Genomic DNA, 21,552 nt, shown 5'->3' with positions numbered 1-21,552 from the left:
ATTATTTTTGATTCAGGTACCAGTCGTAGGTCAGGCGCAGGCCTTGGGCGAAGTCCACCCTGGGCGCCCAGCCCAGGCCAGCCAGGCGCGAGGAGTCCAGCACCTTCACGGGCATGCCGTCGGGTTTGGTGACGTCATACGTCAGCTGCCCGGCATAGCCGGTGATTTCCTTAAGCATCTGCGACAGTTCCGCTATAGACACAGCCGAGCCGGAGCCGATGTTCAGGGGGCCGTCCCAGCTGTGGCCCTGCATGAGGAACACAGCAGCATGGGCAACATCGTCCACGTAGAGAAACTCGCGCCGGGCCTTGCCCGTACCCCAGATGGAAAGCTCCGGGTCACCAACAGCCCGCGCCGAGCGCATGCGCGCCATGAGCGCGCCCACCACGTGGGAGTTCTCCGGGCTGAAGTCGTCGCCCGGGCCGAAATAATTGGTAGGCACCGCGATATTGAAATCAACGCCGAACTGCTGGCGCATGGCACGGCACAGCTCAAGCCCCGCCAGCTTGGCCGAGGCATAGGCCAGATTGGTTGGCTCCAGCGGGCCGCTGTACATGCTGTTTTCGCGGATGGGCTGGGCCGCGTCCTTGGGGTACACGCAGGAACTAGCGAGGTAGAGCAGCTTCTGTGCGCCAAAGCGCTGGGCCGCATGGATCACGTGGGTGGCGCAAAGCAGGTTGTCCAGAATCAGGTCCGCCGGGGCGCGGCGGTTCAGGCCGATGCCGCCCGCCTTGCCTGCGGCGTAGACCACCCAGTCCGGGCGCTCGGCCTCGAAAAAGGCGTCCACGGCCTGCTGGTCGCGCAAGTCAGGTTCAGAATCGCCGACACCGGCAAAGCCCGCTTGCCCTGCTGCTGCGAAGGCGCGAAGAATGGCCGAGCCAAGGGCCTTGGAGCCCCCGGCCACGAAAACTTTGCGGCTGACCGAGCTCATGAGCCGCGCACCGCCTTCACTATGCCCGCTTTGATGTCGTCCTTGCCGATGTAATAGGCACGCTCCAGAGTGTAGCCGCTGGGCGTTGGCAGATCCGGGTTGCACACGCGCACGATGGGTGCTTTCAGGCTTGCAAATCCCTTTTCGGCCACCATGGCCCCAATCTCCGCTGTGACGCCGCCGGTCTTCCAGCCGGTGTCCGTCACCACGAGACGACCCGTGCGCGCCACGGATTCGAGAATCAGCTCTTCGTCCAGGGGGCGCAGGGTGCGCGGGTCGATGATTTCCGCCTCAATGCCTTCCTCGGCCAGCTCCTGTGCGGCGGCATAGGCCTCAGCCACCAGGTGCGAGATGGCTACCACCGTGACATCCCGCCCCTTGCGGCGGATGACTCCCTTGCCGATGGGCACGGTGTAGGGCTCTTCCGGAACCAGGCCGCGCTGTTTGAAATTCATGCGGTGGTCGATGATGAGCACGGGGTTCTTGTCCGCGATGGCCGAGAGCATGAGCCCCTTGGCGTCGAAGCATGTGGCGGGCATGATGAGCTTAAGCCCTGGCACATGCATAAACAGCCCCTGCAGAGCCTGGGAATGCTGGGCAGCAGAGCCCCAGCCCCGGCCCACGCAGGCCCAGAAAACCAGGGGCACGCAGGCCGCGCCGCCAAACATGTAGTGCCACTTGGCCGCGTGGTTCACCAACTGGTCCATAGCGAGCAGCAAGAAATCCGGACGGTTGTGGAAGTAAACCGGGCGCATGCCGCCAAGGGCAGCGCCCACGGCCACCCCGGAAAGGGCCGTCTCGGCCAGGGGGGTATCAAACACGCGGTCCGCGCCGAATTTGAGGTGCAGACCCCGAGTGGCCCCGAACATGCCCGAGGGGTCGTCCACTCCCTGGCCCATGACGAACACGCGCGGGTCCAGCGAAAGCGCCTGGAAAAGGGCCTCATTCAATGCCTCGGCGTAGGCGATGCGGCGGCCAGCCTTGTTGTCGAGAAGGACGTCGTTGGAAAAATCAGGCTCGTTGGTGTCCGGTTTGATGCGCGACCAGGGCATGGTGACTACTCGCAGAAAAGATGGTTGTGCAGGACATCCGCAGTGGGCAGCGGACTTGTGCGCGCAAACTCGAAAGCCGCGTCAATTTCGGCGGAGATCACCGCCTCGAGTTCAGTCAGTAAAGAATGCGAAAGCACGCCGAGTTCCAGCAGTTTTCGCTGGTACGTGCACACCGGGCAGCGCTCGCGCCACAGCTCGATCTCTGCCGGGTCGCGGTAGCCCTTGGGGTCCTGCTGCAGACAGCCCGCGTGTCCCAAAATGCGGTAGGTCACGCACTCGATGAACGCTGGCCCCTGGCCCGAGCGCGCATGCGCCACAGCCTTCTCAGCAGTGTCGAACACCAGCTCCGGGTCATTGCCGTCAATCTTGGCGGTGAAGAGCCGGTCGCCAGCGCCTTTGTGGAACACGTTGTCGCCGCAATGGCGCGTGGCCGTGGGCGAGCATACGGCCCAGCCGTTGTTCTCCATGACGTAAACAACGGGCAGCTGCTTCAGCATGGCGAAGTTCACGGATTCGTAGAGCGTGCCCTCGTCGGCCGCACCGTCGCCGAAAAAGACTGCGCTCACGCGGTCGAGCTTCTGCATCTGGAAGGCAAGCCCCTGTCCGGTGGCGATGGGAATGCCGCCGCCCACGATGGCGGAAGTGCCCATGTTGCCGTGGGCCACATCCACCAGGTGCATGCTGCCGCCGTACCCCCTGGAACAGCCCGTGCTCTTGCAGAACAGCTCAGCCATCATGGCGTTCAGGTCGCCGCCCTTGGCCAAATAATGGCCATGACTGCGATGATTGCTGTTGATGGCGTCGTCATCGCGCAGGCTAGAGCATACGCCGCTGGCGATGGCCTCCTGGCCGATGTACAGATGCACCGGAGTCTTCATCTCATCCTTCATGTATTCGGATTCGATGCGCTCCTGCACGCGCCTGATGCGCAGCATGGTGCGAAACAACTGGAGTCGCGCTTTGGTGGTCAGAGGCATGGCTAATCCTTCAGCGTTCCGATTTCCCGGAAGGGCTGGATGGAGCGGTTCCTGCGGTCGCGCTCGCTCTGGCGGTAATCCGCCGTCTGCGGCTCATAGAAGATGATCTGGCTGCCGTGGCGGCAGAAGGTGAAGGGCACGTGCAAAAGTTCGGAGAGCTCCTCGCGCACCCGTTCACGCGCCGATGGCGGGACAAAAAGCAGCAGAAAACCGCCCCCGCCAGCGCCAATGAGCTTGCCGCCGATGGCTCCGTTTTCCTGGGCACGGGCGTAAAAATCGTCCACCACGCCGTTGGATATGTTCGGGCTCAGGGAGCGCTTGGCCTTCCAGGCCTCATGCAAAAGCTCGCCAAAGCCGCAAATGCAGCGGTTGTTCTGGAGCAGCTTGATGCCGTCATCCACCATGCTGTGCATGGTGTTCAACAGCGCTTCCTTGGCGCCAAGGTTCTCAACGTAGGTGTCGGCAACATCTGAGGCCGTGCGCATGATGCCGGTGTAGAACAGCATCAGGTGGTCGGAAAGCTCCGTCAGGCGCGAGCGGGACAGGGTCAGGGGACGCACCTCGATTTCGCCGTCACGGTGGAAAATAATGTGATTAAAGCCGCCATAGGCTGCGGCGCACTGGTCCTGGGAGCCAACGGTCTCCTTGATCAGGTCCTGCTCGATCTGGATGCTCTCACGGGCCAGCTGCTCCTTGCTGGGCATTTGGCCACGCAAAGCGTACAGGGCGTGCAAAAGGCCTACGGTGAACGAGGAACTCGACCCCATGCCGCTTCTGGCCGGCAGGTCGCCGTCGTGGTGGATCTCCACGCTGCGGTCGAAGTTCATGAAGCGCAGGGTCTCGCGGATGGCCGGGTGTTTGATCTCGTCCAGGTTCTGGCACTGCTCGATCTTGGAATAGACCGCGCGGATCTTGTGCTCGAAAAACGGCGGAAGATAGCGCAGCGTTATGTAGCAGAACTTATCGATGGCGGTGGAAAGCACCTGGCCTCCGTGCTCACGGTACCAGCCGGGATAGTCGGTGCCGCCGCCAAAGAACGAGACACGAAACGGGGTTCTGCAGATGATCATATGTGCTCCACGCCGCCGATGGTGCGCGCGACCAGGATGGGTTCGATGATGTTTACGGCTTCGAGCAGGCTCGCAGTCACATGGTGCGGGCGACAGCCCTCCGCTGCGGCGTGCGCGGCGCCATAGCCCGTGGTGACAAGAAATGTCGTGGCGTTCACTACCAGACCCAAATCAATGTCGCAAGGTTTGTCGCCGATGACGAAGCTCAGCGTAGGGTCCAGGTCAAGCTCGTGGCTGGCGCGTTCAATGAGCCCCGGCAATGGTTTGCGGCAACCACAGGCCTCATCTGGCGCGTGCGGGCACACGTACAGCCCGTCCAATCTGACGCCTTCTGCTTCCAGCAGTTCGATGAGCCGCCCATGCACCCGCTCCACAGCCTCGCGGCCAAAGTACCCCCGGCCAACGCCGGACTGGTTGCTCACAAGCACAAGCCGAAGGCCCAGGCCGCTCATGCGGCGCATGCCCTCTGCCGCGCCGGGAAGAAGCTCCACTCCGGCAGGATCGTGCAGGTAGTTCTTCTCAACGATGACCGTTCCGTCACGGTCCAAAAACACTGCGGGTTGAAGCGCGCAAACGCCAGTCTCCTGCCCAAGCAAAAACCGCCCCGCTGCCGCGTAGGACTCCGGCGTGCCGATGTCCAAAAACCGGGCCTGAGCCCGGTAGGCGCACAAGGCACCCCGGTCAGTCAGATCCGGAAACACGTCGTGCTCAATGGAAGCACATTGTCCGGGGGAAATATCCGCCATGCAACTCGGCTTGAGCAGATAGATGCCCGCGCTGATCCAGCCAGCGCCGCCCTGCCCTTTTTCCGTAAAGCCGCTTACGCGGCCAGACGCAGCCGTGGCCACGCTGCCATACCGCGCAGCGTCCTCAACAGGCACGAGCAGAAGCGCCCCGGCTTCGTCACGCTGGGCAAACCAGGCGAGGTACTCGCCCAGGTCCGCGTCTGTGAGGGAGTCCCCATTAATGCATAAAGCCAGCTCCGAGGGATGGCGGTCCATGGCGAGACGCAGCGCGCCGCCAGTGCCAAGGGGCTCTTCTTCTCGGGAAAACAAAAGCTCCATGCCACGGTATGTGGTTCCGAGCGAGGCCTCCAGCATCTCGGCCATGTGCCCGGTGCAGAGCACCACGCGCCGAAGGCCGAAGCGCGCCAGGCTGTCCAACAGATGATAGATGTACGGCCGGCCAAGAATCTCGGCCAAAGCCTTAGGTCGGTCGGGCACAGCCTGGCGCAGGCGGGTGCCGAACCCGCCTGCCAGAATGTACGCCGTTACTGCGTCGAAACCAGGCATGCTAGACGTTGGCGAACCGGTTGGGCTTCAGGATCTTGTAGCCCTTGAGGAGCTCCACGATGCCGTCGTCCAGGGAGTTGTCCGGGGTCCAGCCAAGACCCTCGATCTTGTCGTTGCTCACCAGATAGTCGCGCTTGTCCGGGTCTTCGCCAATGGCGGCGGAGTGAATGTAGAAGTCGGGCACGTACTGCTTGATCTTCTCGGCCAGCTGGCGCTTGGTCAAGTTGGCGGAGGAAAGGCCCACGTTGTAGGCCTGGCCCTTCATCTTGGCGTAGTTGTCCATGCCGAACATGAAGGCCTTGGCCACATCGCGCACATGGATGTAATTACGGCGGAAGTGGTCCTCGAACAGGATGACGCTTTTGTCCTTGAAGGCGCGGTAGGTGAAATCGTTCACCAAGAGGTCCATGCGCATTCGCGGGCTCATGCCGAACACCGTGGCCAGGCGGAAGGTGATGGCGCTGCCCTTGTCCAGAAAGGCCTTCTCAATCTCCACCTTGGTGACACCGTAAGAGGAGATGGGGCGCAGGGGCGACTCCTCGGTGCAGTAGGCGTCCTTCTCGCCAATTCCGTACCCGGAATTTGTGGTGGGAAAAATCACCAGCTGGTCCTTGCTCGTGGCCTTGACCATGTTCAGGTGCGCCTCGCGGTTCACCATGTCGGTCAGAGTCGGATTAAGCTTGCAGGCAGGAGCGCCGACGATGGCGGCCAAGGGGATGATCACGTCGTGCTTGGCGATGAGGCCGTTGATGAGCGCATGGTCGCAGATGTCGCCCTTGACGAACTCGAAGCCCTTATACGCGCAGCATTCAAGCAACACATGCTGGCCATGCATAAGGTTGTCCAGGACAGTGACCTCATAACCCTTTTCCAAAAGCTGGGGGACCAGGGTGGAGCCAAGGTAGCCGGCGCCGCCGGTGACAAAAACCTTCTTTGCCATCATATTCTCCATACGTTTTCCGCGTCCGCGTAAGGTTTGGGGGCGGGTGTTAGGTCTAGTGCAAAATGCTCATGGGACATGCCCATGGCATCAACCGCAGGCCCTGTACTTGGAAGTCTAAGTGAACGACATAAGAAACTTAGACCACGCGTTGGAGCCCAAGTGGTTCAGGCCAACAAACAACAAGGCGGTCCTTGAAAACTTAGCCCATGGGGCCGCTCAACGCAATGCTTCGGCGCACCGCCGAAAACAATTCCCCCCCACAATGCTCGGGGGCAATTCATGGTCTCAAACCTTGCCAAGACTTTCGACGAAGCGGTTGATGTGAAACAGAATGAATATGCCAGAAACTGACGAAGAACAACAGATTCAGACAGGTGTTGAACCACCGCAACCCCTCGCCAGTGAATCATCCAAACAGCAGATTTGAGGTAACCGAAAAGCCCTAAAGGTCTGCATGCCCAGGCCTGCTGATGTGCGCAACCATCAAGCGAAACTTACGCCACGTCTTACCCTGCGCCAACACGCCCAGGCTCGCTTGCTCCCCAGAACTTAACAAAAAAAAGGAGATCGGCCTGAGGCCAATCTCCTTCCAAAAAACATGGTGCCGAAGGGGGGACTCGAACCCCCACAGGATTTCTCCCACTACCACCTCAAAGTAGCGTGTCTACCAATTCCACCACCCCGGCAAGGGTCTTATTTCTGATCAGCAGCAGGCTCACCCTGCTTTGGCAAAGCTTTCTCTTCAAAAGAGACGCCGCCAGGGATAGGAGCTTGAGCCGGAGCAGGAACAGCAATTCCAGCTGCGCCCTGCGTCATCAAAGCACTATCACCCAAAGCACTAGGCTTTGTCAAGACATTGTATGCAAGAGAGGTGGTGAGAAATATGGCCGCCAGCACAGCGGTGACGCGTACAAGCAATCCGCCAGCACCAGTGCTGCCAAAGACGGAGCCGGAGCCACCGCCAAATATGACCCCCATGCCCTCCTGCCCGGACTGCAGAAGCACAAAAATCACCAGAAAAACGCAAGTCAAAATATGAATGGTCAGAACAAGGGTTTGCAACGCTTTCTCCTCGCGTGATGCCTGTGCGTCCTTTAAGCAAGAACGATGCGGCTGAAGTCGTCAGCCTTCAAGCTCGCGCCTCCTACCAACACACCGTCGACATTGTCAAGCGCAATGATCTCAGAGGCATTGTCGGGCTTCACGCTTCCGCCATACAGAATGCGCATTTCCCGGGCAACGGAGCCGAAAACGTCTTCAAGAAGCGCACGCACCAAAGCGTGAGCTTCCAGTATCTCCGCAGGGCCGGCAACCAGCCCCGTGCCAATGGCCCAGACTGGCTCATATGCCACCGAGAGCGTCTCCGGAGCAATATTCTTGGGAACATCCGCAAGCCCTAGGGAAATCTGCCGGGTTAGTACTTCGGCCAGTTTACTGGCTTCGCGTTCCTCAATTTTCTCGCCCACGCAGAGTATAACCTTGAGCCCGGCTGCAAGACCGAATGAGGTCTTCTGCCCAACGAAGGAGTCGCTCTCGCCAAGCACATGACGACGCTCCGAATGCCCAGTGAGTGCGAAAGAGGCGCCTGCGTCCCGAATCATGGCGGGTGACACTTCACCCGTGAACGCGCCGTGGTCGGCAGGATAGAAATTCTGTGCGCCCAGGTGATAGCGCTCGGCGCCAGCAAGACCAGCAGCCGTGGCGGACAGCGCCGTAAAAGGCGGAATGACCAGCACTTCTCGCCCGACGGGAAGGTCCACCGCAGATAGCCGGAGCAAATCCTCAACTGTCTGGCGTGCTTCAGCCTGAGTCTTGTGCATCTTCCAGTTGGCCGCGAAAAGTTTAATCATGGGCTAAGCTCCGGTGTCGAGGCGGCATGCGCCCCGGCTCGAGTTCCTTATGCTGGTCCGCTCACAATGGGCGAAAAATCCAGCCGATACAACAGCGCATCTTCATTATTATCTGGATAGTAATTCTTGCGCGTGCCCACTTGGATAAACCCGAATTTTTCGTAAAGGTCAATGGCGCCCACGTTGGAACGTCGAACCTCAAGGAATCCTTGCAAGGCGTTTTCACAACGGCAAATGTTTAGCACCTCGGCAAGAAGCCGCCTGGCCAGACCCTTGCGGCGGTAAAACGGATGCGTTGCGATGTTCATGATCTCCATTTCTTGGGCGATGAGCGAGAAGGCCACATAAGCCACCAGCACTCCGCGCTCATGAATTCCAAGAATGCGGAAGGCGCGGCGGTCCAATCCAAGCAGGAACTGCTCTCGGGTCCAACGGGTGCGGAAGCACATGCGCTCAAGGTCCATGACCCCAGCGATATCATCCACCCCAAGAAATTCGCAGTTCCAGGTTTGCATCCAGGCCGTGTCCTGCTATCAGTTGTTTGCGCGGAACGCTCAAAACCTTTGAACACCAAAGTTGCCATGGCCACCATTGATAAGATGACCGCTCCGACCTCTGCTCCACTTGTGGAGGTTCTCGACGCTGCGCGCCGCGTGGTGGCGATGCTGCCCGCAACAGACGTGGCGCGTCAAAAGCTTTGTCACCGAACTGTGGCTGTTCTGCTTTTCGACGAAATGGGGCGCCTCGCCTTGCGCAGGCGCGCCGCATCGGTAAGCGGCAGGCCAAGCCGCTGGGATGTTCCTGTCCGCGGACCTGTGCTGGCCGGAGAGGCGGTTCAAGACGCCGCCACACGCTCACTCAAGGCGGAACTCGGCATTCATGCCGAGCGTCTGCGCCCCATCCTGGAACTCCGACCACAGCCAGAGAACAACAACGAATTCCTGCATGTGTTCAGCCTCACCAGGCCGGAATCCGTGGCACCAGGCGGGCAGGACCGCGAAGCCGGAGAGTACAGTTTCTCGGCTGAAGAGTTGGACTGCTTGATGCGCGATTTCCGGGAGCTTGTGTCAACCCAATTCCTGGTGCTGGCCGAGGCCATGAGCCTCAAGGGATTGTGGCGGCGGCGGCCTTGAGCAAGTCCTGCAAGGGATCGAAAAGCAATGAATTGGTGGCGAGTATGTCCGGCCCGCCCAACCGATAGGGCTCCTGGCTGAGCATGGTTCCTATGCGGCCCCCGGCTTCCTGTATAAGCAACACCCCGGCCGCAGTGTCCCAGGGGTTGAGCGCGAACTCGAAAAAGCCGTCATAGCGCCCGCAGGCCACGAAGGCCAGATCCAAGGCAGCAGCCCCGGCCCTGCGAACGCCTTGCGTTGCGGGCATGGCCAATTCCAACTGCCGCAGGATGGACGCCCGATGGTCCACAATGCGGTAGGGAAAGCCCGTGGCCACAAGGGCGGAACCAAGCCCGGAAATGGCGGAAACGCTGATGGCCTGTCCGTTCATGCGCGCGCCCTGCCCCTTAGCGGCAACGAAAACCTCGCCCAGAAGCGGCAGGTTTACAATTCCAAGCAACGGTTCGCCATTCATGCACAAGGCAACGGAAGTGGCGATAAAGGGCACTCCGTGCGCGAAATTCGTGGTGCCGTCCAGCGGGTCAACCACCCAGCACAGCCCGTCGAGGCCCTGGTCCGGGCTGCCCTCCTCGCCCAAAAAAGCCGCCTGCGGGACAAGGGCGCCCAAACTCTCACGCAGCATGGACTCCACGGCTCCGTCGGTCTCGGTGACAAGATCCTTGAGGCTCGTTTTGCAGCGGATGTTGCGCGGACGGCGGTTATGCTCGCGAATGAGCTTCCCCGTCTCAAGCACTGCGGCTTCGATATGCACGCACAGGCCAGGGGTAAGGTCCGGGGATATTGCGTAGGATGTGGTCATTTGCGCAGAAGGATTTTTCGAAAACTCAGATCAGGCCGCAGGGCTGCGGCCGCGCCGCGCACGGGGGCAAAATGCGGCTCCATCGCCACGGCTGTGCGCAGCTTGATGCGTTCGGCCAGATAGCGGTCCAGGCCACAAAGCTGGGACGCGCCGCCGTAAAGCAGCAGGCCAGTTTCTCCGATGTCGGCCACCAGTTCTGCCGGAGCATGCTCCATGACCCGGCGCACCAAGGCTTCAAGCTCGGACAGTGGTCCGGCAAGAGCTCCCGCAAGATCAGCCTGGGTGAGCTCAAGGGCGACAGGGGTGCCTGTGGCAGCAAATTTCCCGGTGATGGTCATGGCCCTTAAGGAGTCAGAAGGCGCTGCGCAGGCCAAGCTCTGCGTGACCTGCTCGGCCATGTTCTCGCCTATGGATATTTGGTGTTGAGCGGCCAGATGCTGAGCCACAGCAGACTGAAAGGCCAGTCCGCCGCATTTGATGGTTTCAGAATAGACGACATCAGCAAGGCAGACCACGGATGCCTCGGCCACGCCTGCGCCGATGCCCAGGAGAAGCCGTCCCTTGGGCTGGGTGATGTCGAGCCCAGCCCCGACGGCGGCGGCAAGGGGCGCACTCACCAAATCGGCCGAGGAAAGCCCTGCGGCCTTGCAGCAGTCCAGAATCGTGCGTTTCTCCAACTCCGTGAGCCCATGGGAGACGACGACGCAGGCCTTAATGCGTACGCCATCGTCAGGCAGAATCTGGGCCAGAAAACGCCGCAGCAACTCGCGCGCCGCTTCGTAATCAATGATGCCGCCGGCTTCAACGGGACGCACCACGCTGATGCGGTCCGGAGCCTTGCCCAAATATGTCTTGGCTTCGGTCCCGGTGACGATGACAGTACAGGTGCCTTGCTCCAAAGCCACAACAGTGGGCTCATTCAAGAGCACTTCGCCATTGGGCGAAAGGATGCGCGTCTGGCCTGTGCCGATATCAATGGCGACAGCGTTGCTGCGCAGCATCTTGAGCGGATTGCGCAGTCGAAGCGACATGATGGCCTACTTGCCTGACCGGCGCTGGATGAAAAACTCAACGCTGCGATTATAGGTCTTTTCTTCTTCCGGGGTAAAGAAACAGGCAGGCAGCTCGCTGCGAAGCCGGTGATAGTGCACGCACTCACAGCACAAGGCGTGCTTGCTGCACGAGGCGTGGGTGCAGGTGCAGTATTTCGAATTGATAGCCACACGGGGACACTGGTCAATCTTTCGCATGCAAAACCTCCAGGCGTTGCCGCCACGGATTTTTTTAAAGAAATTCCCCTTAAGCGTCAACATGCGCTCTCGTAGCGATTAACCCGCGGCAAGCGCGTCTGCTCAATATTATTGAGCTGCCCGGAAGATTGTGGCAAGGAGACGTTGTCCACAAGATCATTCGATAAGGAGCACGCTGTGGAAATCTTGAAAATGACCCCCCTCACGGCCTGGCACAAAGGCAAGGGAGCCAAGATGGCCGCCTTCGCCGGGTTCGACATGCCGATCCAGTACGAAGGCATCATCGCAGAGCACAATCACACCCGACAGAACGCGGGCATCTTCGACATCTGCCACATGGGAGAATTCTCGCTGCGCGGGCCAGGAGCCAAAGACGCCCTGAACGCAGTGGTCACCCAGGATCTGGACACGCTGGCCCCAGGAAAGTGCAGGTACGGCTTCCTGCTGAACGAAAAAGCCGGTGTGCAGGACGACCTCATCATCTACTGCCTGGACACCGACGACTACATGCTTGTGGTCAACGGCGCGTGCGAGGCCGGCGACTTCGAATGGATCAAGAATCAGTTGCCAAAGGGCCCGGAGTTCAACAACATCTCTGATGCTACAGGCAAAATCGACTTGCAGGGTCCGAAGTCTTTCGAGGTGCTGAAGGATATCCTGGGTGCCGACTTCGTTTCCCCCGGCTACTTCAACTTCAAGCGCATCACCTGGCAGGGCTCGCCGCTCATTGTGAGCCGCACCGGCTACACCGGCGAACTGGGCTACGAACTGTACCTGGACTCATCCATGACCCCGGCCATGTGGGACAAGCTGGCCGCCCACCCGCTGGTGAAGCCAATTGGCCTCGGCGCGCGCGACACCCTGCGCCTGGAGATGGGCTACCCCCTCTATGGTCAGGATCTTGATACCGAGCACACCCCGGCCGAGGCTGGATTCGGCGCGCTCATCACCAAGCAGAAGCCTTTTACAGGGCAGGCCGCTCTGGCCACTGTGCGCGAGCGGCTTATTCCGCTTGTACTGGCTGGCCGCCGCAGCGCGCGCCATTACGACACCCTGCACCTGCCCGACGGCACTCAGGTGGGCATGGTCACCAGCGGCTCCTTTGCGCCCTCCCTGGGGTATTGCGTCGCGCTGGCTTACGTGGCCGACGCCCACGCAGTGCAGACGGACTTCCTGGTTCGCACTCAGCGCGGCGACCTGGAAGCGAAGAAGTCTCCCCTGCCCTTCAACCCGAACGGCACGGCGCGCATGAAGCTGGCCTAGCCAGACAGTCAAATCTGCATAAAAAAAGGGGAGCTTCGGCTCCCCTTCGCATTTGCGCGATGTCCCGCAAAACCATGTCTGCACTATTCTGGCGGCAGGGTCGCGTGGAGGGCCTGCTCCAGCCGTTGGCCCTCGCGGGCCAGCATCTCCGGCGTAGTTTTTTCCGCAACAATTTCAAGAGGATTTCCAAAATAGACAGGGCAGCGGCAAAAGGGCCTGGGCAACTCAAATTGGTCCCAGGAACGCTCGAACACATACTTGGCCGACGGACGCGAGCGCACTGGGATCAACAGCGCGCCAGTCTTGTGGGCAAGATACACAGCCCCGTCCTTGACCTTGTGCCGGGGGCCGCGCGGACCGTCAACGGTGATGACGCCGATACGGCCCTGGTCCATGTGCCGCTTGAGCGCGATGATGGCCTTTAGGCCACCGCGAGTGCTGGAGCCACGCGCCGTGCCGTAGCCGATGCGCTCAAGCACCTGCGCTATGATCTCGCCGTCGCGGCTGTCGCTGACCACTGTTGCCACGCGATTATAAAGACGGCACAGGCCATAGCCGGTAAGCGCAAACAGCTCCGCGTGCCAAATGGCCAGCAGCACCGGCCTGCCGGAGGCCAGGGCGGCCTCGGTCTCGCGCAGGCCGCCTTGGTCGTCGTAGCGGATGCTGCGCACCCAGGCCCGGTATAAAGCCGTGAGGGCTGGGCTGATGAGGCTTGGGTTGATGCGCATGGTCTGTCCTTGCGTGAACGGGCTAGGCGGAGCTGTCGGCGAACTGCATCTGGTACAGCTTCGCATACAGCGGACAGGTTTCGAGCAGCTTGTGATGCTTACCCTGGGCCACAACCTTGCCCTCCTCCATGACCACAATGAGGTGCGCAGACAAGATGGTGGACAAACGGTGCGCGATGACGATGCTGGTGCGGTCGCGCATGAGGTTCTCCAACGCCAACTGCACGATGCGCTCGCTCTCGGTGTCCAGGGCGCTGGTTGCCTCATCGAGAATCAGCAGGGGCGGGTTCTTGAGCAGGGCCCGGGCGATGGTGAGGCGCTGCTTCTGCCCGCCAGAGAGCCGCGCGCCGCGCTCGCCAATGATAGTGTCGTACCCCTCTGGCAACTCCATTATGAACTCGTGGGCATAAGCGGCCTTGGCGGCGGCCTCGATGGCATCCTGGGAGAATCCGGCTTGGCCGTAAGCGATGTTGTCGCGCACAGAAGAATCGAACAGAAAGGCGTCCTGGGACACAATGCCCTGAGTGAGGCGCAAGCTCTTGAGAGTATACTCAGTTAGGGAGCGCCCGTTCAGCAGAATGCTGCCGCCGTCGATGTCGTAGAAACGTGGAATGAGGTGCACCAACGTGGTCTTACCGGATCCGCTGGGGCCGACAATGGCCACTCGCTCCCCGGCGCGCACGTCGAGGCTGATGCCGTCGAGCGCAGGTCGCGTGGCAGCGGGATAGGTAAATTGCACGTTGCGGAACTCAAGGGTGCTGAACGGGAGCTCCACTTCGCTGGCGCCTCCGGTCTCGCGCACAACATGCGGAGAATCAAGGATATCGAACACGCGCTCGGCACCTGCCAGAGCACGCTGAATGTCCATATTGCAGGAGTCAATTTTTTTGATTGGCTCATAAAGCATTATGATACAAGCCATAAACGAGAAGAATGTGCCTGCGGTTGTTGTACCATCGATGACGCGCATACCGCCATAGAAGACCACCATGCCTATGCCGATGGAGCTCAGCAGGTCAATGACACGGGAGGACAGCTCGCTGTTGAGCACCTGCTTGACTGTGAGGTTCATGAGCTTGTTGTTTGCCCCGCGAAAGCGGGTTGTTTCCAACGGCTCCGTGGCAAATGCCTTAATTACTTTTATGCCGCTGAAACTTTCTTGAAGAAAGACGTTGATGTTGGCAACGCCAGCCTGAGATTTGCGCCCCAGTTTCCGTAATTTTTTTCCGAAGTATACCAGTGGATAAGCGGCAACAGGCACAACGACTACAGCGTAAAATGCTAATTCAGCATCCTGATAGAACACCACGGCGATGAGGCCAGCCACTTCGAAAACTTCACGAATGAGCATGACCAGCGAAGGGACGCTATTGCGTATCTCAACGACATCATTGAGGATGCGCGACATGAGCATGCCTACCTGGCTCTGCTCGTAAAAACGCATGGGCAAAACGATGATTTTTTCGTAGAGATCATTGCGCAGCGCTTCAATGACGCGCATGCCCACGCTGTTCATGAAATAGGTCTGCACAAAGCGGAAGCAGCATTTGGCCACCATGACGCCCATGATCATGAACGGCAGGATCTTCAGGGCCTCCACATCCTTGTTCACAAAGATCTGGTCGATGGCTGGCTTGACAAGATAGGCCATGGCCGCAGTGCACCCGGCAACCACGAACATTGACAGGAATGCCGCGATGACCTTGAACTTAAAGGGCATGAAGTAGCCAAGGCAGCGCAGGATCAAATGCCTGTTGCCGAAATAATGCAAGGCCTTTTCTTTGGACAAAAAATGCTCCCGTTTCGGTTGAAGTGCGTTCCGCACGGCACTGTCTGTACTGGGTGCGGGGCTTGCTGGCAATGGAAATCCGTGCACCTTTCGACGAACTGAGTAAGCCTTATTCGGGCTGTTTTGAGGGTTTCCATCAACGGATAGGCGTCATGACTTTTGCACGAAAATATCTAGACTCCATAATAGGCTGAAATACATGACTGACGAAAAATCTCCCCTAATTCGCATCAACAAGTACCTGTCCGAATGCGGAGCGGCCTCGCGACGTGGCGCCGACGAACTAATCCTTGCGGGACGCGTGCAGCTAAACGGTGTGGTGGTGGCGGAGCCAGGTGTTCGCGTTGACCCGGAAACAGACCGGGTGCTTGTGGACGGGCAACTGGTCAATCACCCATTTTCCTGCGGTGGCCGAGACCTTACCCTGCTGCTGCACAAGCCCGTACAGGTGGTCACCACCCGCAGCGACCCGCAAGGGCGGCAGACCGTGTTCGACATCCTGCCGCAGGAGTACAAAAACGAACGCCTGCTGCATGTGGGGCGTCTGGATTACTTTTCAGAAGGACTTCTACTGCTTACCACGGACGGCGAACTCATGAACCGGCTCATCCATCCGCGCTGGCACCTGCCCAAGGTCTACCATGTGCTGGTGCGAGGCGCGGTGTCGGACATCAAGCTCGGGATCATGCGCGACGGCATGACCTTGAAGGAAGGCGAGTTGCTCGCCCCGGTGAAGGTGGACGTTTTGCGCAGCGATGCCGGCGGAGTATGGCTTGAGATGAAGCTCTTGCAGGGGGTGAACCGGCAAATCCGCCGCATGTGCCGCGACCTGGGCTGGACCGTTTTAAAACTCATCCGGGTGCGCCAGGGTCCCATCAGCCTGGGATCCATGAACCCCGGCCAGTGCAGGCCGCTCACCCCTGCTGAGGTTCGCGGCCTGCGCCGGGCCGTTGGGCTGTAAGCGCGCTATTGTTTGGTGTTATCCTTGATCTGCGTGCCAGTGGGCGGAGTGAATTCAAACAGACGCGGCTCGGCCTTCTTATCCAGCACCAGATTGGTCAAGCTCACCTGGTTGCCGTTGCCGAAGAAATCTACGATGAGCACGCGGCCAAGGAGGTTGGTCTTGGTGTCGACCCAGATGTAGGCGAGAACCATGGAGGGTTCTGGCTCCTTGGGCACCAGGCGCAGCTTCACAAGGCCGTTTTCAGTGCCCTGCTCCTCAACCTTAAAGTCCTCCTTGAGGTTCGCCTTGCCGGAAAGGAAGCGGATCATGGTCTTGGAGTTGAACACCTGTGTGCTGCGGTACTTCATGGCCAGCTTTTCAGCCTCGAAGTAGTTCCACACCACGTTCTGGCCCACAACGAGGAGCTCCTTCTCAGGCTTATGGGTCTCCCAGCGCACAAGGGACTGCTTGAACCAGATTTTTCCGCTGCGCTTCTCCACACTGCCGCTGGCGGCATTGGTCAGTTCCTGCTGGAAATCCGTCTGGAACGAGCTTAAGGAATCATAGCGTTTCTGAATGGCGTCGGTAATCTTGTTGGCTTGCGCGGCCGCAGGCAGCAGGGCCGCCACCAGCACCGCGAAAACGATGAGACTCTTGCGAATACGCATTGCATGCTCCAGGTTTGAGTGACATTGGGCCTTTGCCCGGCGCAAAGATTAGGTGAAGACGAAAGCAAATGCAACGGAGGCCGCGTGGGTGTCGATTTGAGCGCCGTACCCTTGAAGTTCCGCCGCGCCATCGAAGCCGAGTTGGCCCTGCGCGTCTACACTGCCGCCCTGCCCCGCCTGGGCGAAGCTGCAGCGCTTGAGCTGCTCAACGCAGCCGTTGACGGAGCCGCGCGTGCCGCAGGCCAAGCCTTCGCCGACAAGGCTCCGAGCGGCGCGCCCAGTCTAGCGCACTTCTCGGAGGTGCTGGCTCTTTGGCAGGCAGGCGGGGCGCTGACCATCGTAGACATCGAACGCGGGGAGGACGCCCTACGCTTCACGGTCACTCGCTGCGGATATATGGAAATGTATCGTGAGATGGGCCTGCCCGCAGTTCTCCACTCCACCCTGTCCTGTCGGCGCGATGCGGCCTTTGCCGAAGGCTATTCGTCAAAGTTGCGGCTCGACCGTCCACAAACCATCTCTGATGGAGCCGCAGCCTGTCTGTTCCGCTTCCGCTGGGAACACTAGGCCCGGCTCTTCCGCTCCGTGGTAAAGTCTGGCACAATGTTCATCCAGTCAGCCAACTTCAAGCACCGGGAGATCCTCATGACCCAGAAGACCCTCATCACCTCCGGCTCCAAATGGGAACCGCTTCTCGGCTATTCCCGCGCCGTAGTGGCCGGGAACACCATCTATGTTTCTGGTACCTGCGGCGTGGAAGCAGACGGCTCCGTCGCCCCGGACATGTACGGCCAGGCCAAACGCGCCCTGGAAATCATCGGCGCAGCCCTTGCGCAAGCCGGGGCAGGCATGAAGGACGTTGTACGCACCCGCATCTTCGTCACCGACGCATCGAAGTTTGACGACATCGCCAAAGCCCATGGCGAAATTTTCGGCGATATCCGCCCCGCCACCACCATCGTCGAGGTTTCACGCCTGGTCGACGCCTGTTTCATGGTTGAAATCGAAGCCGTGGCCGTCATCTAGAGACCCAAACTCCAAGAATTGAACGCGCGTGGTCAGGCCTGCCGCAACAGCTGCGCCGGGCCGCGCACGAGTTCACGCATCACCAACCCCCCAAGGATCAAGAGACATGGCGTCCAAGCCCCCCTTTTGTCTGGCCCACCCCCAGGACATCCCAGCCGACCTCGCCCTTGGCGAACCACTCCTGAGCCGCGATTATCTTCTGGATGGTGAACTGCGCACCTGGACCGGGGCCATGCAAGAGGTTCACGCCCCTGTGTTCGTTGAAGGCTCTAAAGACCCAGAGCGTCAGCTTTTGGGCAGTTGCCCGGCGCATGCGCCATCCACCGGGCAGGAAGCCCTGACTGCCGCCTGCACCGCCTGGGATCAGGGCCTTGGCGACTGGCCCAACCTGCCGCCCGAAGCGCGCATGGCCTGCGTGGAGGACTTTTGCCTGCGCATGAACGCAAAGCGCACGGAAATTGTACGGCTCATGATCTGGGAGATCTGTAAGTCGCGCAAGGAGTCAGAACAGGAGTTCGACCGCACCATCGAATACATCGAGGACACGCTCTGCGAGCTGCGCCGAATGCTCTCCGAGGATTCGCACACTGTGAAGGCTTCACGCATCGACGCACAAATCGGGCATTCTCCCCTGGGAGTGGTGCTGTGCATGGGCCCCTTCAATTTTCCGCTGAACGAAACCCTCGCCACCCTCATTCCAGCCCTGCTCATGGGCAACACCGCAGTGGTCAAGCTGCCCCGCATCGGGCGGATGCTTTTTTTCCCACTCATGGACTGCTTCCACAAAGCTTTCCCGCGGGGTGTGGTGAACATCCTCTCCGGCGGCATCGAAACCGTGACCCCAGCCATGACATCGGGCAAGGTTGATGTGCTGGCCTTCATCGGCACCAGCAGAGCGGCCCAGGCTATGCACGCCCTGCACCCACACCCGAACCGGCTGCGCTGCGTGCTGGGGCTTGAGGCCAAAAACGCGGCCATCATCCTGCCCGATGCAGACCTGGTCGAGGTTGTTGCAGAAATTCTTCGCGGCGCCTTCGGATTCAACGGCCAGCGCTGCACGGCCATCAAACTCATCTTTGTGGCGCGCAGCATCGCTGATGCGTTTCTTGAGCGTTTCTGCGCCGCCGTGGCGGGCCTCAAGATCGGTTTGCCATGGGAGCAGGGCGTAAATATCACCCCCCTGCCAGAGCCGGGCAAGGTTCAATTCCTCGACGCGCTGCGGGCCGACGCGCTGGCCAAAGGCGCGCGCGAGCTGACGCCGAACGGCGGTCCCATGAGCGCCAGGCCGGACGAGACGTTTTTCGCACCCTCGGTGCTCTACCCAGTAACCCCGCATATGCGCCTGTTCCGAGAGGAGCAGTTCGGACCCATTGCACCTGTTGCGGTGTTTGATGAGCCGACTGAGGTTCTGCGCGCCATCGCGGCATCCGACTACGGACAGCAGGCAAGCGTCTTCGGCAGCGATCCCGTTCAGCTGGCGGATCTTTCGCAGCGTCTGCGCAACCTCGTGAGCCGCGTGAACATCAACTGCAAGTGCCAGCGCGGCCCCGACGAACTGCCCTTCACCGCCCGGCGCGACTCCGCAGTGGGCACGCTTTCGGTGCGCGACGGGCTTTTGGCCTTTTCACTGCCGACCCTGGCGGTAGTGCGAGACAAGCCAACGAGCAAACCTGTGCTTCAAGCGCTCGACGACCTAAGAGCTATGCCCTGACGGGAACCCCCAAAGGCTCCTGGGGCCTGCACACCCGGCCAGCCAACGCAAACCTCGTCTCAGTTATGGCGCTCCCGTTGTACCATCACGGGAAGGTGTGGCTGTATGGAGTTGCGCTGCGCGCCAACCCTCGTGATCTCCGTGTTTCACGCTGGCTCGAATATAGTCTGTGTACGGACAGGCGTTGCCAGATTTGAGACCTTCAGATGACGAAGCACGTTTGCTGACAGGAGCACTTGGCGGCAGAGCATGAGAACAGTCATTTCTACGGAATTCTATCTCTCCAAAATAGTTGCGACCTAATGCGAAACGGCTCTGCACCAAGCTTAGAAAGCAGTTCACAGCGGAGGAGTCAAACCAGTAGCCCCCCAAAATTCAAGAAACATATTTGAAAAGCCTCAACTGCTGTTGGCCCGGCAGATGACGGTCCACAGCATTGCGCAGCGCGGGCGCCCTGCCGAAGAACCGATAGCCTGATACGTGCAAAAGCGAGTGAAACAAGCCAGGTTTCGATTCTCTCTAACGTTTCCAGAAGCTTCGCCGCGGTCACGATCTGGGTAATTATTGTTCGTTGCTGCATGTTGTTAGCGGAAAACCCAAAGCGCTCGACGCATAGCTCCTGTTCAAGAACCAAACTCGCGTGCCTGCGGAGCCACTCGCTTGGACGCTGGCGGGTACGTCCTTGCAAAGGCCTTCACCATGTCACGGAACGCCAATTCAAGGGTCGCGTTTCTGCGAATACGCGCACCACGTGGTCCCTCTTCGCCGTCAACGCGCCAAATGACGTCCCCTGTGCGCATATCCAACACCAGTATTGTGTAGTCCTGCTCCACCCTCAAACTTTTGGGGTCGTCTGGGGCCTTTTCCACAGCTGCCACAAACTTGATGCCCTCAGTTCCGGCCTTGTCCAACGCTGAAGCGCAATCGGGACCAAGGTCAGCGGCTAGATATTCATCATAAATGAACAGATCTGCGACATCCGATGACATGGGACCGCACACGCCTATGCTGTCGATGGGAAAGCCGACAGCCTGAAAAGGGGCTCCATGGATAAAGTCACGAATAGAATTAGAATCATAGGTCGTATAAACCGGCCCAGCGCACCCCGCAGCAAGAGGAAGCGCCAACGCTAAACACAACTTTATGGCAACTCGAAATCCATGGCGCATTGCTCCCTCCTGTTGGATGAGAATTGTTCTGCGTTTGCTGAGAGAAATTAAACGGATTCAGACAAGCGTTGATTTGAAATATGTCGATATTGAGCCCAGAAACAAGGGGGGAACCGATCCTCAAAGGATCTTAACTCCCAAAACATGAAACCTCTCGCCACTACAGAGAACTCTTCCATAGAGCCTGTTTGAACCGTTCGGCTAGGTTGAACGCAGGGCCGCGCTTAGAAACCTGTCCAACTGATTGGCGAAGGCGTTTCTGTCTGCCAAGCTCAAAGGCGCTGGTCCGCCGGTGACGACGCCAGTGCTGCGCAATTCATCCAGCATGTTGCGCATGGTCAGCCGTGAGCCGATGTTCTCCGGGGTGTATAGCTCTCCGCGGGGGTTTAGACCTGTTCCGCCGCGCTCAATGACCTTGGCAGCCAGGGGAATGTCAGCCGTGATAACCAGATCACCAGGCTGGACTAATTCTGCGATGGTGTCGTCCACCACGTCAAACCCCTGCCCTACCCGCAAAGTGGAGAGGTAGGGCGAGGACGGCACGTTCAGGTTCTTGTTGGCCACAAGGGTTGTTTCGATCTTCCGCCGCATGGCTGCGCGCAAAAGAATCTCCTTGATCGCTGTGGGGCAGGCATCGGCGTCGACAAGAATGCGCATGACGAAAACTCCAAGAAAAAACGTATAGATCGACTCACAAAATAATGTTGCATAAGCCTACAATAAATGACCAGTCTTGTCTCTGCCTGACCTCGCTCATGCAATATTGAGAACCATCGATAACCATGCGCCGTTCATTGACTTGGCACAGCCCCATACTGTTAACGACGCATCGTTCAAACAGGACACCGTTCACCATTATTCTGGCGATGTGCCCAAGTTCGCATTCCGCTGGCTCGGCATTTATTGGGCGCAAGCATATCCCCATGTTCATGTAATGGGTCTGTATTGAGAGAGACTG

The 21,552-nt window shown here is 59.5% G+C and carries 23 protein-coding genes and 1 tRNA gene; 6 read left to right on the top strand and 18 right to left on the bottom strand.

Translation table 11 applies throughout. The features are described 5' to 3' along the window. Position 1: 1 nt before the first annotated feature. From Q8O35_RS07045 to rimI, 10 genes are all read right to left on the bottom strand, one after another. Positions 2-931 (bottom strand): GDP-L-fucose synthase, encoded by a 930-nt coding sequence (locus Q8O35_RS07045; RefSeq protein ID WP_305571935.1) that lies wholly within the window; start codon positions 929-931, stop codon positions 2-4. Beyond that, positions 928-1,983 (bottom strand): alpha-ketoacid dehydrogenase subunit beta, encoded by a 1,056-nt coding sequence (locus Q8O35_RS07040; protein WP_305571934.1) that lies wholly within the window; start codon positions 1,981-1,983, stop codon positions 928-930. Before Q8O35_RS07040 ends, Q8O35_RS07045 begins: the two co-directional genes overlap by 4 nt. A 5-nt stretch (positions 1,984-1,988) precedes the next feature. Continuing rightward, positions 1,989-2,960, bottom strand: coding sequence for a thiamine pyrophosphate-dependent dehydrogenase E1 component subunit alpha (locus Q8O35_RS07035; RefSeq protein ID WP_305571933.1), 972 nt, complete (start codon positions 2,958-2,960; stop codon positions 1,989-1,991). A gap of 2 nt (positions 2,961-2,962) precedes the next feature. Continuing rightward, positions 2,963-4,030, bottom strand: a complete 1,068-nt coding sequence (locus tag Q8O35_RS07030; RefSeq protein ID WP_305571932.1) for a kinase — start codon at positions 4,028-4,030, stop codon at positions 2,963-2,965. Further along, on the bottom strand, positions 4,027-5,322 hold the full coding sequence (locus Q8O35_RS07025) for an HAD-IIIA family hydrolase (RefSeq protein WP_305571931.1): 1,296 nt from the start codon (positions 5,320-5,322) through the stop codon (positions 4,027-4,029). Before Q8O35_RS07025 ends, Q8O35_RS07030 begins: the two co-directional genes overlap by 4 nt. A gap of 1 nt (position 5,323) precedes the next feature. Then, complete coding sequence (locus tag Q8O35_RS07020) at positions 5,324-6,262, bottom strand: NAD(P)-dependent oxidoreductase (RefSeq protein WP_305571930.1); 939 nt, start codon at positions 6,260-6,262, stop codon at positions 5,324-5,326. Positions 6,263-6,864: 602 nt separating this feature from the next. Beyond that, positions 6,865-6,951: transfer RNA gene (locus Q8O35_RS07015), tRNA-Leu, on the bottom strand. A gap of 7 nt (positions 6,952-6,958) precedes the next feature. After that, entirely contained in the window at positions 6,959-7,327 is a 369-nt protein-coding gene (gene secG, locus Q8O35_RS07010) for a preprotein translocase subunit SecG (RefSeq protein ID WP_305571929.1), read from the bottom strand. Between the two features lie 32 nt (positions 7,328-7,359). Next, positions 7,360-8,115 (bottom strand): triose-phosphate isomerase, encoded by a 756-nt coding sequence (gene tpiA, locus Q8O35_RS07005; RefSeq protein WP_305571928.1) that lies wholly within the window; start codon positions 8,113-8,115, stop codon positions 7,360-7,362. Between the two features lie 47 nt (positions 8,116-8,162). Further along, on the bottom strand, positions 8,163-8,630 hold the full coding sequence (gene rimI / locus Q8O35_RS07000) for a ribosomal protein S18-alanine N-acetyltransferase (protein WP_305571927.1): 468 nt from the start codon (positions 8,628-8,630) through the stop codon (positions 8,163-8,165). Positions 8,631-8,696: 66 nt separating this feature from the next. Here rimI and Q8O35_RS06995 point away from each other — a divergent pair, with 66 nt between their 5' ends. Then, on the top strand, positions 8,697-9,248 hold the full coding sequence (locus Q8O35_RS06995; RefSeq protein ID WP_305571926.1) for an NUDIX domain-containing protein: 552 nt from the start codon (positions 8,697-8,699) through the stop codon (positions 9,246-9,248). Here Q8O35_RS06995 and Q8O35_RS06990 read toward each other — a convergent pair. From Q8O35_RS06990 to Q8O35_RS06980, 3 genes are read right to left on the bottom strand one after another with little or no spacing between them, the layout of a single operon-like run. After that, positions 9,220-10,047, bottom strand: a complete 828-nt coding sequence (locus tag Q8O35_RS06990) for an inositol monophosphatase family protein (RefSeq protein ID WP_305571925.1) — start codon at positions 10,045-10,047, stop codon at positions 9,220-9,222. The genes Q8O35_RS06995 and Q8O35_RS06990 overlap by 29 nt on opposite strands. Continuing rightward, positions 10,044-11,078 (bottom strand): rod shape-determining protein, encoded by a 1,035-nt coding sequence (locus Q8O35_RS06985; protein WP_305571924.1) that lies wholly within the window; start codon positions 11,076-11,078, stop codon positions 10,044-10,046. Before Q8O35_RS06985 ends, Q8O35_RS06990 begins: the two co-directional genes overlap by 4 nt. A 6-nt stretch (positions 11,079-11,084) precedes the next feature. Continuing rightward, entirely contained in the window at positions 11,085-11,297 is a 213-nt protein-coding gene (locus Q8O35_RS06980; RefSeq protein WP_305571923.1) for a DUF6485 family protein, read from the bottom strand. A 177-nt stretch (positions 11,298-11,474) separates the two neighbouring features. Here Q8O35_RS06980 and gcvT point away from each other — a divergent pair, with 177 nt between their 5' ends. Beyond that, positions 11,475-12,560 (top strand): glycine cleavage system aminomethyltransferase GcvT, encoded by a 1,086-nt coding sequence (gene gcvT, locus Q8O35_RS06975; RefSeq protein WP_305571922.1) that lies wholly within the window; start codon positions 11,475-11,477, stop codon positions 12,558-12,560. 83 nt (positions 12,561-12,643) lie between these two features. Here the strand turns inward: gcvT and Q8O35_RS06970 are convergent, their stop codons facing one another. Together Q8O35_RS06970 and Q8O35_RS06965 are read right to left on the bottom strand one after the other, a co-directional pair. After that, positions 12,644-13,288 (bottom strand): lysophospholipid acyltransferase family protein, encoded by a 645-nt coding sequence (locus tag Q8O35_RS06970; protein WP_305571921.1) that lies wholly within the window; start codon positions 13,286-13,288, stop codon positions 12,644-12,646. Between the two features lie 22 nt (positions 13,289-13,310). Further along, positions 13,311-15,077, bottom strand: coding sequence for an ABC transporter ATP-binding protein (locus tag Q8O35_RS06965; protein WP_371133103.1), 1,767 nt, complete (start codon positions 15,075-15,077; stop codon positions 13,311-13,313). A 199-nt stretch (positions 15,078-15,276) separates the two neighbouring features. Here Q8O35_RS06965 and Q8O35_RS06960 point away from each other — a divergent pair, with 199 nt between their 5' ends. Then, positions 15,277-16,038 carry a pseudouridine synthase gene (locus Q8O35_RS06960; RefSeq protein WP_305571920.1) on the top strand — a complete coding sequence of 254 codons (762 nt, stop codon included), beginning with the start codon at positions 15,277-15,279 and terminating at the stop codon, positions 16,036-16,038. A 5-nt stretch (positions 16,039-16,043) separates the two neighbouring features. On the opposite strand, the gene Q8O35_RS06955 is transcribed toward Q8O35_RS06960, so the two are convergent. Then, positions 16,044-16,688 (bottom strand): outer membrane lipoprotein carrier protein LolA, encoded by a 645-nt coding sequence (locus Q8O35_RS06955; RefSeq protein ID WP_305571919.1) that lies wholly within the window; start codon positions 16,686-16,688, stop codon positions 16,044-16,046. 84 nt (positions 16,689-16,772) lie between these two features. On the opposite strand from Q8O35_RS06955, the gene Q8O35_RS06950 reads away from it, so the two are divergent. The 3 genes from Q8O35_RS06950 to Q8O35_RS06940 all read left to right on the top strand — a co-directional run bounded on the left by Q8O35_RS06950 (position 16,773) and on the right by Q8O35_RS06940 (position 19,425). After that, a complete protein-coding gene (locus Q8O35_RS06950; protein ID WP_305571918.1) occupies positions 16,773-17,255 on the top strand; it encodes an L-2-amino-thiazoline-4-carboxylic acid hydrolase in 483 nt (160 codons plus the stop codon). Between the two features lie 36 nt (positions 17,256-17,291). Beyond that, positions 17,292-17,714, top strand: a complete 423-nt coding sequence (locus Q8O35_RS06945) for a RidA family protein (RefSeq protein ID WP_305571917.1) — start codon at positions 17,292-17,294, stop codon at positions 17,712-17,714. Between the two features lie 106 nt (positions 17,715-17,820). Next, positions 17,821-19,425 carry an aldehyde dehydrogenase family protein gene (locus Q8O35_RS06940; protein WP_305571916.1) on the top strand — a complete coding sequence of 535 codons (1,605 nt, stop codon included), beginning with the start codon at positions 17,821-17,823 and terminating at the stop codon, positions 19,423-19,425. Positions 19,426-20,048: 623 nt separating this feature from the next. On the opposite strand, the gene Q8O35_RS06935 is transcribed toward Q8O35_RS06940, so the two are convergent. Both Q8O35_RS06935 and Q8O35_RS06930 read right to left on the bottom strand, forming a co-directional pair. Then, entirely contained in the window at positions 20,049-20,594 is a 546-nt protein-coding gene (locus tag Q8O35_RS06935; protein ID WP_305571915.1) for a hypothetical protein, read from the bottom strand. A 201-nt stretch (positions 20,595-20,795) separates the two neighbouring features. Next, the gene (locus Q8O35_RS06930) at positions 20,796-21,251 is read right to left on the bottom strand and encodes a YaiI/YqxD family protein (RefSeq protein WP_305571914.1); all 456 of its coding nucleotides are present in this window, start codon (positions 21,249-21,251) and stop codon (positions 20,796-20,798) included. Between the last annotated feature and the right edge of the window lie 301 nt (positions 21,252-21,552).

Source organism: Humidesulfovibrio sp. (genome assembly GCF_030689645.1).
Lineage (GTDB): Bacteria > Desulfobacterota > Desulfovibrionia > Desulfovibrionales > Desulfovibrionaceae > Humidesulfovibrio.
This window is presented reverse-complemented; position numbering and strand designations above follow the sequence as displayed.

What these genes read in the sequence shown, in the direction of transcription:
- Q8O35_RS07045 (WP_305571935.1), bottom strand. Translation starts at nt 931, where the DNA reads ATGAGCTCGGTCAGCCGCAAAGTTTTCGTGGCCGGGGGCTCCAAGGCC.
- Q8O35_RS07040 (WP_305571934.1), bottom strand. Translation starts at nt 1,983, where the DNA reads ATGCCCTGGTCGCGCATCAAACCGGACACCAACGAGCCTGATTTTTCC.
- Q8O35_RS07035 (WP_305571933.1), bottom strand. Translation starts at nt 2,960, where the DNA reads ATGCCTCTGACCACCAAAGCGCGACTCCAGTTGTTTCGCACCATGCTG.
- Q8O35_RS07030 (WP_305571932.1), bottom strand. Translation starts at nt 4,030, where the DNA reads ATGATCATCTGCAGAACCCCGTTTCGTGTCTCGTTCTTTGGCGGCGGC.
- Q8O35_RS07025 (WP_305571931.1), bottom strand. Translation starts at nt 5,322, where the DNA reads ATGCCTGGTTTCGACGCAGTAACGGCGTACATTCTGGCAGGCGGGTTC.
- Q8O35_RS07020 (WP_305571930.1), bottom strand. Translation starts at nt 6,262, where the DNA reads ATGGCAAAGAAGGTTTTTGTCACCGGCGGCGCCGGCTACCTTGGCTCC.
- tpiA (WP_305571928.1), bottom strand. Translation starts at nt 8,115, where the DNA reads ATGATTAAACTTTTCGCGGCCAACTGGAAGATGCACAAGACTCAGGCT.
- rimI (WP_305571927.1), bottom strand. Translation starts at nt 8,630, where the DNA reads ATGCAAACCTGGAACTGCGAATTTCTTGGGGTGGATGATATCGCTGGG.
- Q8O35_RS06995 (WP_305571926.1), top strand. Translation starts at nt 8,697, where the DNA reads ATGGCCACCATTGATAAGATGACCGCTCCGACCTCTGCTCCACTTGTG.
- Q8O35_RS06990 (WP_305571925.1), bottom strand. Translation starts at nt 10,047, where the DNA reads ATGACCACATCCTACGCAATATCCCCGGACCTTACCCCTGGCCTGTGC.
- Q8O35_RS06985 (WP_305571924.1), bottom strand. Translation starts at nt 11,078, where the DNA reads ATGTCGCTTCGACTGCGCAATCCGCTCAAGATGCTGCGCAGCAACGCT.
- Q8O35_RS06980 (WP_305571923.1), bottom strand. Translation starts at nt 11,297, where the DNA reads ATGCGAAAGATTGACCAGTGTCCCCGTGTGGCTATCAATTCGAAATAC.
- Q8O35_RS06970 (WP_305571921.1), bottom strand. Translation starts at nt 13,288, where the DNA reads ATGCGCATCAACCCAAGCCTCATCAGCCCAGCCCTCACGGCTTTATAC.
- Q8O35_RS06960 (WP_305571920.1), top strand. Translation starts at nt 15,277, where the DNA reads ATGACTGACGAAAAATCTCCCCTAATTCGCATCAACAAGTACCTGTCC.
- Q8O35_RS06955 (WP_305571919.1), bottom strand. Translation starts at nt 16,688, where the DNA reads ATGCGTATTCGCAAGAGTCTCATCGTTTTCGCGGTGCTGGTGGCGGCC.
- Q8O35_RS06945 (WP_305571917.1), top strand. Translation starts at nt 17,292, where the DNA reads ATGTTCATCCAGTCAGCCAACTTCAAGCACCGGGAGATCCTCATGACC.
- Q8O35_RS06940 (WP_305571916.1), top strand. Translation starts at nt 17,821, where the DNA reads ATGGCGTCCAAGCCCCCCTTTTGTCTGGCCCACCCCCAGGACATCCCA.
- Q8O35_RS06935 (WP_305571915.1), bottom strand. Translation starts at nt 20,594, where the DNA reads ATGCGCCATGGATTTCGAGTTGCCATAAAGTTGTGTTTAGCGTTGGCG.
- Q8O35_RS06930 (WP_305571914.1), bottom strand. Translation starts at nt 21,251, where the DNA reads ATGCGCATTCTTGTCGACGCCGATGCCTGCCCCACAGCGATCAAGGAG.